Annotated in this window: 11 protein-coding genes; 8 read left to right on the forward strand and 3 right to left on the reverse strand. The window is 42.8% G+C overall.

Features of this window, described 5'->3' with window-relative positions; all coding sequences use genetic code 11:
• Positions 1-123 precede the first annotated feature (123 nt).
• Together FHS24_RS01870 and FHS24_RS01875 are read right to left on the reverse strand one after the other, a co-directional pair.
• Positions 124-1,227 (reverse strand): sulfate ABC transporter substrate-binding protein, encoded by a 1,104-nt coding sequence (locus tag FHS24_RS01870; protein ID WP_183618249.1) that lies wholly within the window; start codon positions 1,225-1,227, stop codon positions 124-126.
• Between the two features lie 304 nt (positions 1,228-1,531).
• Complete coding sequence (locus FHS24_RS01875) at positions 1,532-2,713, reverse strand: sulfate ABC transporter substrate-binding protein (RefSeq protein ID WP_183618251.1); 1,182 nt, start codon at positions 2,711-2,713, stop codon at positions 1,532-1,534.
• A 383-nt stretch (positions 2,714-3,096) separates the two neighbouring features.
• On the opposite strand from FHS24_RS01875, the gene FHS24_RS01880 reads away from it, so the two are divergent.
• The gene (locus FHS24_RS01880) at positions 3,097-3,630 is read left to right on the forward strand and encodes a hypothetical protein (RefSeq protein WP_183618253.1); all 534 of its coding nucleotides are present in this window, start codon (positions 3,097-3,099) and stop codon (positions 3,628-3,630) included.
• Between the two features lie 84 nt (positions 3,631-3,714).
• On the opposite strand, the gene sat is transcribed toward FHS24_RS01880, so the two are convergent.
• Complete coding sequence (gene sat, locus FHS24_RS01885) at positions 3,715-4,998, reverse strand: sulfate adenylyltransferase (protein ID WP_183618255.1); 1,284 nt, start codon at positions 4,996-4,998, stop codon at positions 3,715-3,717.
• A 253-nt stretch (positions 4,999-5,251) separates the two neighbouring features.
• Here sat and FHS24_RS01890 point away from each other — a divergent pair, with 253 nt between their 5' ends.
• The 7 genes from FHS24_RS01890 to FHS24_RS01920 all read left to right on the forward strand — a co-directional run bounded on the left by FHS24_RS01890 (position 5,252) and on the right by FHS24_RS01920 (position 14,238).
• The gene (locus FHS24_RS01890) at positions 5,252-6,943 is read left to right on the forward strand and encodes a nitrite/sulfite reductase (protein ID WP_183618257.1); all 1,692 of its coding nucleotides are present in this window, start codon (positions 5,252-5,254) and stop codon (positions 6,941-6,943) included.
• The gene (locus FHS24_RS01895; protein WP_183618259.1) at positions 6,936-7,532 is read left to right on the forward strand and encodes a DUF934 domain-containing protein; all 597 of its coding nucleotides are present in this window, start codon (positions 6,936-6,938) and stop codon (positions 7,530-7,532) included. Before FHS24_RS01890 ends, FHS24_RS01895 begins: the two co-directional genes overlap by 8 nt.
• Before the next feature lie 65 nt (positions 7,533-7,597).
• The gene (locus tag FHS24_RS01900) at positions 7,598-8,236 is read left to right on the forward strand and encodes a phosphoadenosine phosphosulfate reductase domain-containing protein (protein WP_183618261.1); all 639 of its coding nucleotides are present in this window, start codon (positions 7,598-7,600) and stop codon (positions 8,234-8,236) included.
• 313 nt (positions 8,237-8,549) lie between these two features.
• Entirely contained in the window at positions 8,550-9,500 is a 951-nt protein-coding gene (locus tag FHS24_RS01905) for an acyltransferase (protein WP_183618263.1), read from the forward strand.
• Positions 9,501-9,779: 279 nt separating this feature from the next.
• The gene (cysG, locus tag FHS24_RS01910) at positions 9,780-11,381 is read left to right on the forward strand and encodes a siroheme synthase CysG (protein ID WP_183618265.1); all 1,602 of its coding nucleotides are present in this window, start codon (positions 9,780-9,782) and stop codon (positions 11,379-11,381) included.
• 388 nt (positions 11,382-11,769) lie between these two features.
• Positions 11,770-12,174, forward strand: a complete 405-nt coding sequence (locus tag FHS24_RS01915) for a hypothetical protein (RefSeq protein WP_183618267.1) — start codon at positions 11,770-11,772, stop codon at positions 12,172-12,174.
• A 468-nt stretch (positions 12,175-12,642) separates the two neighbouring features.
• The gene (locus FHS24_RS01920; RefSeq protein ID WP_227671774.1) at positions 12,643-14,238 is read left to right on the forward strand and encodes an exonuclease SbcCD subunit D C-terminal domain-containing protein; all 1,596 of its coding nucleotides are present in this window, start codon (positions 12,643-12,645) and stop codon (positions 14,236-14,238) included.
• The last annotated feature ends 73 nt before the right edge of the window (positions 14,239-14,311 follow it).

A 14,311-nucleotide genomic window follows, 5' to 3' on the forward strand; every position in this document is an offset into this window, starting at 1 on the left:
AGCGTGGGTAGCCATGTCCTTTATGTGCTCGGACGTTACTCCAAATCTGACTGCTTAAACGTTATCTAATAAAAGGCTCATAAAAACTTTATAAATGGGCTACGCAGTCAGCGTCCTAGCGGCTTACTTTGGTGCATTAATGGCTAACTGATCGAACACGCCGCCATCGCTGAAGTAAGTGCTCATGATTTCATCCCATGTACCAAAGGCGTCATTTGGACGGAAAGTATCGATAGGTGGCAATTTATCGCTGTTTTTATCAAGTACACTTTTCACGCTTGGACGCAGATATAAATTGGCGGCCAATTGCTGAGCTTGCTCGCTCCATAAGTAATCAAGATAGGCTTTTGCCGCATCGGTCGTGCCCTTTTTATCGGTCACTGTTTTCACAACAGCGACTGGGCTTTCAGACTTGATAGAGTATTTAGGATAAACGATATCCACTTTACCCAAACCAAAATCAGTCGCGGCAAGGTTGGCTTCATTTTCAAAAGTTACCAAGACATCACCGATACCGCGCTGTACGAAAGTCGTCGTCGCTGCACGTCCGCCATTCTCGTAAACTTTGACGTTTTTAAGCATGTCTTTGACGTAGTTTTTGGCTTGTGTTTCATCTTTATTAAACGCATGCAAACCATAACCATAAGCGCCTAAGAAAGCATAGCGACCATTACCCGTCACTTTTGGGTTGGCCATGACAATCTCAACGCCTTCTTTGGTCAAATCCTGCCAGTCGTTGATACCTTTAGGATTGCCTTTACGCACTAGGAAGACGATGGTACTGGTAAAAGGTACAGCGTTGTCTGGGAATTTGCTTTCCCAATCAGCCTCAACCAAGCCCTTTTTCTCAAGTAACTCGATATCTGAGCCTTGGTTCATGGTCGCCACATCGGCTTGTAGACCATTAGCCACCGACAATGCTTGCTTACTTGAGCCACCATGAGATTGCTTGATTAAGATATTGCTGTTTGGGTTCTCAGCTTTATAGTGGTCAACGAATAATGGGTTGTAGTCTTTATAAAAGTCACGTGCTACATCGTAAGAGACGTTTAATAGCTCAATATCTTGACCTTCAGTAGTAGCAGGCGTGCCTTCTGCATTGGCAGTAGGTTCAGTCTTTTCGCTATTGCTACAGCCTGCGATACCCAAAGTGAGCGCCACACCGGCGATACTTAGTACGCTAAGCGTTTTGTTTTTATATTTATAACCTGTGGTATATGATGTCATGGCAGCCTCAAAAGGGATTAATTAGTGAATGCAAGTATGCTAACAGCGCCAGCTTATTATGTTTAATGATGAATATGCGTATGTTATTGCCAAAACGGAATATAGGATTTATAGGTGTAAGCTTATCAATCACTTAAACACGATAAGTAATGGACAACCTTAAATATTTTATAAATTAAGACTTTGGCTTCCAGGCTTTTATTCATTATTATTTATGGTCATTCAGCGCTTTAACCACTTATAAACTGCTTTAGAAAGCTTTAAAAGGGTTAAAGCAGCTAATAAATGACTTAAGCGCTGTCCGTTATTTCACCCGCGCCAGCTGATCAAAACGCCCACCATCGACAAAGAACGTCTCCATAATACTGTCCCAATCCCCAAACACAGCAACTGGCTCAAAGGTTTGAATATCCTTTAAGATGCCTGTATGAGCTGCAAGCACCTCTTTGTTGCTCGGGCGCAGATACATCTTTGCCATCAGCTCTTGAGCAGGTTTGTCCCACAGTGTTTTTAGATAAGCAGTTGCCGCAGTAGTTGAGCCTTTTTTCTCAGTCACCGAGCTGACGATTGCCACTGGATTATGGATGGTGATGGAATAGCTAGGATAAACAATGTCCACTTTATCTTTGGCAAATTGCTTGGCGACCAAGTGCGCCTCGTTTTCAGTGGTAATAAGCACATCGCCTAGCCCGCGCTGGGTAAAGCTGGTGGTCGCAGCGCGTGCGCCATTGTCATAAGTCACGACATTGGCGAGTACTTTTCTCATAAAAGCATCGGTTTTTTGCGGTTGAGTGACCGATTCTTTAAATTGGTGCAATCCTGAGCCATAAGCACCCAAAAAGGCATAGCGCGCCGTACCGCTAGTTTTCGGATTGGGCATCACCACGTCAATATCCGCACGTGCCAAATCTGCCCAGTCTTTGATGTTTTTAGGGTTGCCACTACGTACCAGTAATATCATGGTGGTGCTATAAGGAACGGCATTGTCAGGAAACGCTTCGCGCCAATCTGCTTTTACCAGCCCTTTTTCAACCAGCATATTCATATCGCTTTCTTGGTTTAAAGTCACCACGTCCGCTTGTAGACCATTGGCGACCGACAATGCTTGTTTACTTGCGCCGCCGTGCGATTGCTGGATATCAACGTTACTATTAGGGTACTGCCCCTGATAAATACTTGTAAATAGCGGGTTATAGTCTTTATAAAAATCACGTGAGACATCGTAAGAGACGTTAAGTAGGCTGATATTTTGCTTATCGCTTGCCTCACTATTTGTGCTATCGCTCGTACCACTTTGAGTAGCTTCGGTAGGATTACAGCCGGTCATTAGCATGGCAACGGCGAGTACGCCACTCAACTTAAAGCTGAAATTAAAACGGTCAGCGGCAACCTTTGATTGCCTACTTTTATTCTCAATAAGTGCTTGGGTATTAATCAGTTTAAGCTTATTAGTTGCTTTTTCAATGCGTCGGTTCGTTGCTTGCATAGCGGCTCTCGATATTGTTGATAGAAACATTTCTTAAAGTATTGGCCACCTTATAAAGGCTTATAATCCTTTTGATTCGATTCTATGGATGATGAGAGTTATGCTAACAGCCTGCGAGGGAAACGCTTAGTGACAAATGCGCTTATCGAGTTATTAACTTGGCATAAGTAAGTTTGTTAGTTATTCTACACTGCTTGTTTTTTCTGAGTATTTTTGCGATATAGTGATAAGCAGACACTTTTGAGTAAGTTATGGTATTGCTTACTATCTAGACGAGCCTCTATAGAATGGATACTATCCCTTGGCTTCTTGTATATCAGGCGTTGCACTCATAACAGTCAGCTCTACCCCCTTTTACTAACTTCCTTATCAAAGGTACTTAAATGATTAAGTCTCCACCTCGTTATGCCCGCCATTCACGCTTTTTTGCCGGCATTGTAACCACCTCTGCAGCTTTACTTACCTTAAATGGCTGTAATAACGTATCGCCCAGCGTAAACAATCAAACTATTAAGCAGCCAATAACTGCCGTCACGCCAGCTGTGCAAGCAGTCGTTGGAGACTATGCATCTGAAGGCTATGCTAAGCGCGTACAAGGTTCTGATTGGGTTGGAGTGATGATACGAGCAGACGGCGCAGACAACGGCGAACAGATTGATATTAATGTACGGGCGCGTAGCGATGTGAAAAAACCAACCTGCCATTTTGATGGCAAGGCAACCTTAATGGGTCAAGACGATGCCCACGGTGTTATTTTCCAAAGTAAGGTCAATGACAGTACCGCCTTTTTCCAATTTAAAGACGGCACCTTGTCTATTGATAGCAAAGATAAATACACTCTGAATTATTTTTGTTCGGGTGGTGGTTCAATCGTTGGCGAGTATCAGAAGCTTCAGGGGGATTTAGAGCTGCATTAACCGCTTGAATGGTTAGCTTTAGAGGATAAAAAAGGTGTCAGATTTAATGTCTGACACCTTTTTTATTGAACATTAAGAATTATTTTATACCGCAGATGCACCGACTAATTTCACCTCAGCACGTTCCTCTCTTGCGATACCTGCATAATAATCACGTAAAATCTCTAATACTTCTGGACGGCTAAAGTTCTCTGGCACCTCTTCATCTTCCGACAACGCTTTACGCAACTTTGTCCCTGATACTTTCACATGCTCAGACGCTTCATGCGGGCAGGTTTTATCAGAGGCCATGGCATTACAAGCATTACACCAAAACGTCCAGCCAATTTTTAACGGCTGCGTAATCAAATCATCTTTACCGACATATTCAAAAATCGTCTGCGCATCAAACGCACCATAATAATCACCAACGCCCGCATGATCACGACCAACGATCAGATGGCTACAGCCGTAGTTTTGACGGAATACCGCATGTAATAGCGCTTCACGTGGCCCAGCATAACGCATATCAAGCGGATAGCCGGCTTGAATCACCGTATCTTGTCTAAAGTAATTATCAATCAAGGTTTTAATCGCTTCTTGGCGCACTTCCGCAGGGATATCACCGGGTTTTAGCGCGCCGAGCAATGAATGAATCAATACCCCATCGCAAATCTCGATAGCAATCTTGGCAAGGTACTCGTGTGAGCGGTGCATTGGATTACGCGTTTGGAAAGCGGCAACCGTTTTCCAGCCTTTGGCATCCAAAATAGCACGGGTTTCAGCGGGGGTTTTATAAATCTCTGGATATAAGGTTGGGAACTCGCCTTCGCTCAATACTTCGACACTACCTGCGATGTTAACCTCACCTTGGTTAAGTACTTGCTGCACGCCCGGATGTTCGCTATCAGTGGTGGTAAAGACTTGCTGACACTCATGTGCTTTATCGATGGTATAAGTCTCTTCTACCCTTAAGATACCCATGATCTCGCCATCTTTCGCAACCAAAGCAACTTTATCACCTTGGTTTAGACTCTCAGCAGTCGCTTTAGGTGCTGATAAGGTGATAGGAATTGGCCAAAACAAGCCAGCATTTTCGCCACTTTGCAAGCGCATGTTATCAACTACGCCCTGCCAATCTGCCTGATTCATAAAACCATTTAGCGGGGTAAAGCCACCAATACCTAACATAATCAAATCGCCACGCTCACGTGAGCTCAAGGTAATAGTCGGCAGGGTACTGGCAAGTTTTAACGCTTGCTTGCGCGCATCACCTTTTAATAGCAATGGCTTAAGCTCGCTGCTACCGTGCGGCGGAACAAGTTTAGAGGCTTGTTGATTGGAAGTTTGTTGATTAGAGCCTTCTTGATTGGCGATAGATGATGTCATATTGATTTAGAACCTTTATAGGTAATGATGAAATAAGGAGTAATAAATTTGATAAGCATAGGCTACCTAACTTTCGTTATGAAAATTTATGCTGACTTTGGATATACATATGTCTTAAAGGAATTTATGTTTACAGACGCAAGCTTATATGATGTGACTCTGAATTGTTTACCTTGCGACTGGCAATAAGATCGATTACACACGCAAATCATTTTCGTCGCTGCTTTTATGTCTAAAAAATTGAGATTACGTCATGTATCAATATAATTACGCTGACCAAACCTTGGTAGAAGAACGAGTCGCCCAGTTTCGCGACCAAACCGAACGGTTTTTGGCAGGCGAGCTGCCAGAAGAGCAATTTTTACCGCTGCGTTTGCAAAACGGCCTCTATATCCAGCGTTATGCGCCGATGTTGCGTATCGCCATTCCTTACGGCTTACTTGCCAGCTATCAATTGCGTAAACTCGCGGAGATTACCCGTAAATACGACAAAGGCTACGGGCACTTCACTACCCGTACCAATATGCAGCTGAACTGGCCAAAGCTAGAAGAAGTACCAGATATTTTAGCCGAGCTGGCATCGGTACAGATGCACTCAATCCAAACCTCTGGTAACTGTATCCGTAATACCACCACTGATCCTTATGCCGGTATTCATCAAAATGAGATTGCCGACCCACGTCCTTACTGCGAAATCATTCGCCAGTGGTCAACCTTTCATCCTGAGTTTGCATTTTTGCCGCGTAAATTTAAGATTGCTGTTATCGGCACCGATGAAGATCGCGCAGCGACGCAAGTACATGATGTTGGCTTGCATTTAAAGAAAAATGAAGATGGCGAGCTTGGTTTTGAAGTCTTGGTCGGCGGCGGTCTCGGTCGTATCCCAGTCCTTGGTAAAGTCATCAACAAGTTTTTACCGCGTCAGCATCTATTGAGTTATTTGGACGCGATATTACGGGTCTATAATCTACATGGTCGCCGTGATAAAGGCAGTAAATATAGATCACGTATCAAGATCTTGGTCGATACTTTGGGCGGTCCTGCGTTTGCCAAATTGGTCGATGCCGAATGGGAAGCATATACCAAGGACGGGCCACTGACGCTGACGGATGCCAACTTTGAGCATGCCAGCAGTTTCTTTAGCGAGCCTGATTATGTGACCTTCGATGCGCTACAAGCTCAGTCTGACTTGCAGCAGCAATTGAGCGCTGATAAAGACTTTGCCAATTGGTATAACCAAAACACCGTCGCCCATAAAGTCGCTGGTTATCGTGCAGTCGTTATTTCTTTAAAAGCAGGATTGGTCGATGGTAAATACGTCCCATCAGGTGATGTCACTGATTTACAAATGGATGCGTTGGCTGACCTTACGGACAAGTATAGCTTTGGCGAGCTGCGTGGCACGTATCAGCAAAATCTGGTATTCGCTGACGTGCAAAGCAATCAGTTATACGAGCTATGGCAACAGTTAGTAGAGCTGCATTTAGCGCGCCCTAATATCAACACCTTAACCGATATGATTGTCTGCCCAGGCTGGGATTATTGCTCGCTTGCCAATGCCACCACGCATAATATCGCTGAGCAAATTGAGAAGCAGTTTAGTGATCTGGATTATCTCTATGATCTTGGCGATATTCGTTTAAACATGTCCGGCTGTATCAATGCCTGCGCGCACCATCATACTGGTGATATCGGCATCTTGGGTGTCGATAAAAAAGGTGAAAACTGGTATCAAATTAGCCTTGGCGGCAACTCGAGCAACGATGCCAAACTTGGCAAAATACTAGGCCGCTCAGTGCCTACTGAAGCGGTAGCGGATACCATTCAAAAGATCGTTGACGTCTATGTCGATCTGCGCGCCACCACCGACAATGATGTCGAAAGCTTTGGCGAATTAGTTGAGCGCGTCGGTATTGATCCATTTAAGGAGAAGGTCTATGGCTAATCACCATGTTTTGGATAGTCAGGGCGTCGATATTAGCCATCAAGACAGCTGGCATGCGTTAGCCACTGATACCCTGCCAGATGGTATTGCCTCGATAGACCTCACGCTACTTGAGCTGCTGCAAAGACAAGAAAAACCTGACGTCCTTGTGCCACTGGCGGATCTATTGAATGGTTCAGGAGCGCTGGCAAGTGGTTTGGTCAAAGAAGTGTATGAGTTGATAGTTCAGCATAGTAGCCGTGTTGGATTATGGGTGACCGCTGATACAGATACGAATGCGTTGGCAGCGCTCAGTGAGCTTCTATTAAAGCAGGATCTCATCGTTATCCATGTACCCAAATTCGCTGATGGACGTAATTTTAGCTTTGCGCAAACGCTACGCCAAATTGGCTATCAAGGTGAGATTCGTGTCGCTGGCGCGTTCGGCCGTGATCAAATTGCGTATCTCTTACGCGTAGGCGTCGACAGCTTTGTGCTCAATGAACATGACTTACAGTCGGACTTTAATATTTCACAAGCATTTACCGCCCTTGCTAGCAGTTATGACGGTCGCAACGCCGCCGCACTACCCATGTTTGCAGGTGCTTAATGTAGCATCAACTATAAAACTTATTATTAATCATTTCTATATTCACAACACTTGAGGAATCCACCATGAGCCAGTTACATCCAAATCTAGATATTGACCAAGCCAACCAAGACTTACAAGGCAAATCACCAGAAGAAATCGTCGCGTGGGCACTGACACAAGCTAAAAACCCAATCATCACCACCAATTTCCGCCCTTACGAGTCAGCGATTTTGCATTTGGTCGCTTCACTGCGCCCTGATATTACTGTACTGTGGGTAGATTCTGGCTACAATACTGATGCGACCTATCAATTTGCTAATAAAGTCATCCGTGACTTGAATTTAAACGTTATCACTTATATTCCTAAGCAAACAGCTGCCTATCGTGATGCAACCATGAACGGTATCCCAGGCATTGATAATCCGCAGCATGACGAATTCACTGACCAAGTAAAACTTGAGCCATTCCGCCGTGCACTAGATGAGCTAAAACCTGATGTATGGTTTAATGCCATTCGTAAAGATCAAACCGAATTTCGCCAAGGTCTTGATGTGCTTAGCTTATCAAAAGATGGTGTATTAAAAGTTGCGCCTTTATTTGAAAAAACTGACGCTGATTTGGACGTTTATCTCGAAGAGCATAACTTACCAAACGAGTTTGATTATTTTGATCCGACTAAGGTAGAAGAAAGCCGTGAGTGTGGTTTGCATACCCAGCTATAAGTATTTAGTTAATTAGTAACTAAAACGATAATAGCCTTAAATACAAAGAAGCAAAAAGAAGCGGTGATATAAAATCATCGCTTCTTTTATGTTAACTATGATGATTGACATAAAAATCAATATGAAAGTGGCGCTCTACAATCACTTTTGTTAAAACATTAACGTTTTGTTAACGTCTTATTGTCTAACATTGGGGTATTCTATGGCTTGCCTTAGTGGGCTGCACGTCATTAAGCCGACTTTTTAAAGCCAAATCATGGACGAAGTTGCCCCACCTGACAGGCACTCGCGCTCATCAATATGGATATTTGTTATGGCCTTTATAAAAAAAATTGATTCATTCTATGAAAAACTGCACGATAAGCTGCCAGTCGTAGGCAAAGCGGCTTCTTTTCTCACGGGCGTTAGCGTCCTTACTGCTAATAGTGCGTTGGTTGGTCTACCGGTCTGGACTATGGGCGCGGCGAAAGTATTGACTGGATCAAAACTGACCGATGATGCCTTAATTGCGATTACTAAGTATTGGATTAATACTAATAATGCCGTTATCGACCACGCACTACCTCATAAAGACTGGCGCATCAACCTGCCCGATGATTTAAGCGAAGATAAGCAGTATCTCTTGGTCAGTAACCATCAGTCGTGGGTTGATACGAGTATTGTGCAATATATTAGCCAAGACACCCTGCCTCTAACAAGGTTTTTCACTAAGTTTAATTTGATTTACATTCCCGTTATCGGTCAAGCCTTTTACTTTTTAGACTTCCCAATGATGCGCCGCCACTCTAAAGAAGCGATTGCCAAAAATCCTGCACTCAAAGGTAAGGATATCGAAGAAGCAAAGCGTGCTTGTGCGTTATTAAAAGAAAAGCCATTTACCCTATTGAACTATTTAGAAGGCACGCGCTTTACTCAAGAAAAACATGATAAGCAAGACTCACCTTATCAGCATTTATTGAAACCACGCGCTGGCGGGTTGTCATTGGCCATCAATGCGCTGGGCGATGAATTAGATTCTATTTTAGATATCACCATCGTATATCCAGATGGTGCGCCTGATTATGATGATTTATGGAAAGGTAATATTCGCCGCTTGGGTGTCGATGTGACTCGCTTAACCATCCCAGACGATTTATTTGCTGCCATCATGGACGGCGGTTATGACCGTGACGAGGCCACTAAAAAAATGATGTTCGATTGGTTAGAGGATATTTGGCAACAAAAAGATGCCCGCATTACTAAGATGCTGAGTGAGTTTGATTAGAATTTGGCAATTAGTGGCATGTTATTCTAGTTAATATTTAATGCAAGTCATCATGTAACTATTATCTATCAGCTATTAACCACGAGCTTAAAAATTAGTTTGTGGTTTTTTTATCTCTCTATTCTCTGTTTTTACTCCTCACCTATTCCACATCTCATCAAAAACCCTTACTAACATGACAAAAACGAATATGCTAATGCCAATTCACTAGGTGAGCGTCCGCCTGTGATACCTCATAATGGTGACATATTTTATATTGATTGAATCATTGGTGATGCTATGAACACCTTTCCGCTATTTTTTAAATTAGAAGACCGCAAAGTGCTGATCGTCGGTGGCGGTGATGTCGCACTACGTAAAGCTGACTTGCTCAGCCGCGCTGGAGCTTGTATTACGATTCTTGCACCAAGTATCAGTGCTGAAATACAAGCCTTGCTATCAGATAGTAAGCACGAACTGATTTATGAAAATTATAATAAAGCTTATATGACGTGCGCGCGCGTTATCATCGCCGCCACCGATGATGAAACGCTGAATCATCAAATTCATGCTGATGCGACTGAACTTAATATTCCGGTCAATGTGGTTGATACACCTCATTTATGCGATTTTATATTTCCAGCCATTGTCGATCGCAATCCCATTGTGATTGGTATCTCCTCCAATGGTAAAGCGCCGGTACTGGCACGTTTATTACGTGCCCGCCTTGAAACTCTAATTCCGCAAGGTTATGGCAAATTGGCAAAGCTGGCAGGTGATTTTCGAGGCGAAGTTAAAGCCAAAATTCCAACATTGACAGGACGCAGGCAGTTTTGGGAAAAGGCGTTTGAAGGTCAAGTCAGTCAGCTGATGTTTGCCGGTAATGAAAGGGAAGCCGCTGCCCAATTACAAGCCGATTTAGATAACACTGCATCCGCTATCAACGAAAAAAATACAGCAGATGATACATCTATAGAATCCCAAACTGTAAAAAATACGATGGGCGAAGTTTATATCGTTGGTGCCGGTCCTGGTGACCCAGAATTGCTTACCTTTAAAGCGCTGCGTCTTATGCAGCAGGCCGATATTGTCTATTATGATGCGCTAGTATCACCGCAAGTATTGGATTTATGCCGCCGCGATGCCGATAAAGTATTTGTCGGTAAAAAACGCAGCAATCATGCCGTCGCGCAGCTTGGCATCAATGAGCTGCTAGTCAATAGCGCGAAAGAAGGTCGCCGCGTGGTACGTCTAAAAGGCGGCGATCCCTTTATCTTTGGCCGTGGCGGCGAAGAGATTGAAAGCTTACGTGCGCATAGTGTCCCTTATCAAGTCGTACCTGGTATTACCGCTGCTAACGCTGCCGCCAGCTATGCAGGTATTCCATTGACACATCGAGATCATTCTCAGTCTGTACGTTTTGTCACTGGATTTTTAAAGGCCGGCGCACCCAATAGTAACTTTAAAAGCTTTTTAAATACCGACGAGACTGTAGTGTTTTATATGGGTCTACATTCGCTGGTACGTTTGACGACAGGCTTGATTGACGCTGGGCGTAGTAGAGATACCCCAATTGCCATCGTCTCCAACGCCAGTATGCCCAATCAGCAAGTTTTGACCGGTACGCTTGAGACCATTGTCGCTCAGCAAGAACAAGCACAACTGCCAACCCCTGCTTTACTCATTATGGGTGACGTCGTTAGCTTACATCATGATTTGGCTTGGTATAACCACAATAACCAGAATGTTAATGATACAGTTAGTAACTGGCTACGTGAGGGAGCAGCTACTACGGATAATGGATCAAAACAATTTACGAATCAGCAAGCGCATGCGTTATCTATGGTGGCTAATTTGGCTGCACAACAACAAGAAAGTTTGGAGCAGTTGGTAGTTGGCTAAGTGCTATTAAGGTCAAGCCACTACCGAGATTGTTGATAGCATCAAAGACCTCTACGACATCGACATATTAAGCAGCTTAGTCTCTAGAGCCAATGAGAGCATCAACTATGGTTCGCTCCCCTAATTAGGACTTGAAGCCTTTATGGTAATTTACTACCAGTTAGACTAAATTAAGGGTTAAATACTTGGGATATCGGTGCAAAAAAATGCTCGTCTAATTACCAAAATACTTTTCCTCAATACATAATGCACATGAAATATCTAATACTACACCATCAGTGCCATGAGGTTATTAAACATGATAAATAGATATTTGTTCCTAATTCCTATCTGAGTTCTATTTCAATTTGGTTGCACTAATCAAATATTAAGTAGTACTTCTAACCCAGTGATAAGAACGAAAAATTCACTCGATCTATTCTCTTATTATGATGAAAGTAATAATGTTCAACTAACTGCATTATTATCAGGTAAATTTACAATGAAGAATGGATGTCTTCTATTTGGCGATGAAGATGGTTATATAACTCCAGTGTTTGATACGAAAGCTAGTAATATCAAGGTTGACTTAGATTCAAAGACTGTAATCTTAAATGCAACAGCAGTTCCATTTGATACAGAAGTTTACGCTGGAGGCGGTTTTATTGAAAAGAAAAATCTTCCGCCACTTCAAACTACTGGCAATGAAAAATGCTTAACGGATAGAGTAGCAACTATACATTCTATTGAAATCCTAACCCCTGAATTGCGTAGAAAATTCTTGCTTGATTGGGACGATAAGCCTAAGCCGTAATGAAATTCAATATTAATAATTATGTTAATAAAAAGTTGGCTTTTGGGGTTGATTAACTGTGAGAGGATACGCAAGCCAAGCATGAGAAAATTCACAGAGTGTTCGTAACAAGCCAGAATGCATTAATACTCTAAGCAATCTCTAATAGAGACTTCTGTAGTCCTTTTCTTCATTACCTCCATCACTTCACCTATAATAGTCTCAGAAGCTTGCACAACATGCGCTTTGTTATTAAGACTTACTTTTTTATAACTATTGCAAGCTGATACAGAAGCACTGACAATCAAAGAAAATGTGCATAATCTAATAAATGACATAACATACTCTTATTAATGATGGCTTAGATATTACTAAACACCACTATTCGACTTGATCTATTCTGCTTTGCTAAGAAGTTTATAAGCACAGCAAACCACAGCAATTCTTGCTAGAATAATCGCTGTCTTCTATTCATCATTAAGCTCAACTATGTTCACACCTGCCGATACCAAGCTCATGTCTATTAAACCTTTAAACATCTTACACACTTCAGATTGGCATTTAGGTCGCAGGCTTTATGGGCGCATGCGTTATGATGAATTTGAAGCATTTTTGACTTGGCTACAGGATGCTATTAGTGCGCAAAAAGTAGATGTATTAATCGTCGCCGGTGATATTTTTGACACCATGACCCCAAGCAATAAAGCCCAAGCGCTGTATTATGAATTTTTAGGCAGGGTCTCAAAATCATGCTGTGAGCATATCGTCATCGTCGCGGGCAATCATGACTCCCCTACTTTTTTAGACGCCCCCAGCAATGTATTAAAATTCTTAAACGTTCACGTCATTGGCACCGCTTGTGAAGACTTAAACGATGAGGTGTTGGTTTTAGACGATGTAGACGGTACACCGCATTGCATCATCGCTGCTGTCCCTTATTTGCGTGATAGAGATGTACGTAGTAGCAGCGCTGGCGAGTCCGCAGATAGCAAAGACGCCAACGTCATTAAAGGCATCCGCACCCATTATGATGAAGTCGCTAGCATTGCCAAAGCGAAGCAAACTGAATTAGTCGAAGCGAACCAACGTCACATTCCTATCATCGCCACCGGGCATCTATTTGCAGCTGGTGGTACGACTACTGAAGATGATGGGGTGCGTGAGCTTTATGTTGGCTCACTCGGTAAGATTTCTGCTGATATGTTTGATGAAGTCTTTGACTATGTGGCACTTGGGCATTTGCATGTTCCGCAGCGCGTCGGTGGTCGTGAGAGCATTCGCTATTCAGGCTCGCCTATTGCTATGGGTTTTGGTGAGGCTAAGCAACAAAAACAAGTATTGCTGGTACAGTTTGGCGAAATGGAAAATGATTCTAAGAACAAAAACTTAGCGTCAAACACTACGTCTGAAAGTATTATTCCTCAGCTTACTAATACAGCTGCCAAGATTGAAAAATCAGTAGAAAAAGTAGCTAAAAAAGTAGCCAGTCAGGCGACTGATTTTATGGATGACTTGTTTGGCTTCGATGATTCGGCGGAAAGCGAAGAGAATACGCGAAACAGCTTTGAAGAACCAGTTTCTAATCAGATAGACGCTATACAGAGTAAAGATTCTACAAATAACTCTGTATTAGCCTCTAAACTATTGCATCATAACAAGTCACGTCAGATGCAAGTAGTTTCCCTACCCATACCAAAGTTTCAAAAATTGGCGCAAATATCGGGTGATTTGGACACTATTCAGCAGAGTATTGATAAAACCATTCAGTCTCTCGCTGCGACAGAATCCGTGTGGCTGGAAGTTATTTATACGGGTGATGATGTTGTCAGCGAGTTGCGTGAGCATATTCAGGTAATGGTAGATGGTTTGCCGTGTGAGATGTTAAAAATTAAAAATACGCGCACCTATAATAAAGTTCTTAATCAACAGCAGATTTCTGAGACATTACAAGACTTAAATGAGGAAGAAGTGTTTGAGCGTTGCCTAACCGCTCACAATATTCCTGATGAGCAAAAATCATCCTTACGTGACGCATATGATCAAATCGTTTATAACCTGCGCCATGCAGATAATCAGGCTGAATAATAGCAGCGAATTTAGATGCCAGCCAACAACTTCTTCACTTTTCATCACTGTTCTCTTTATAACTGCTCTATAT

Origin of the sequence: Psychrobacter luti (assembly GCF_014192115.1) — a bacterium.
Lineage (GTDB): Bacteria > Pseudomonadota > Gammaproteobacteria > Pseudomonadales > Moraxellaceae > Psychrobacter > Psychrobacter luti.

Excerpts from the sequence above, each read along its gene's own strand:
- sat (WP_183618255.1), bottom strand. The coding sequence starts at position 4,998 with ATGACATCATCTATCGCCAATCAAGAAGGCTCTAATCAACAAACTTCC.
- FHS24_RS01880 (WP_183618253.1), top strand. The coding sequence starts at position 3,097 with ATGATTAAGTCTCCACCTCGTTATGCCCGCCATTCACGCTTTTTTGCC.
- FHS24_RS01920 (WP_227671774.1), top strand. The coding sequence starts at position 12,643 with ATGTTCACACCTGCCGATACCAAGCTCATGTCTATTAAACCTTTAAAC.
- FHS24_RS01900 (WP_183618261.1), top strand. The coding sequence starts at position 7,598 with ATGAGCCAGTTACATCCAAATCTAGATATTGACCAAGCCAACCAAGAC.
- cysG (WP_183618265.1), top strand. The coding sequence starts at position 9,780 with ATGAACACCTTTCCGCTATTTTTTAAATTAGAAGACCGCAAAGTGCTG.
- FHS24_RS01870 (WP_183618249.1), bottom strand. The coding sequence starts at position 1,227 with ATGACATCATATACCACAGGTTATAAATATAAAAACAAAACGCTTAGC.
- FHS24_RS01905 (WP_183618263.1), top strand. The coding sequence starts at position 8,550 with ATGGCCTTTATAAAAAAAATTGATTCATTCTATGAAAAACTGCACGAT.
- FHS24_RS01875 (WP_183618251.1), bottom strand. The coding sequence starts at position 2,713 with ATGCAAGCAACGAACCGACGCATTGAAAAAGCAACTAATAAGCTTAAA.
- FHS24_RS01890 (WP_183618257.1), top strand. The coding sequence starts at position 5,252 with ATGTATCAATATAATTACGCTGACCAAACCTTGGTAGAAGAACGAGTC.
- FHS24_RS01895 (WP_183618259.1), top strand. The coding sequence starts at position 6,936 with ATGGCTAATCACCATGTTTTGGATAGTCAGGGCGTCGATATTAGCCAT.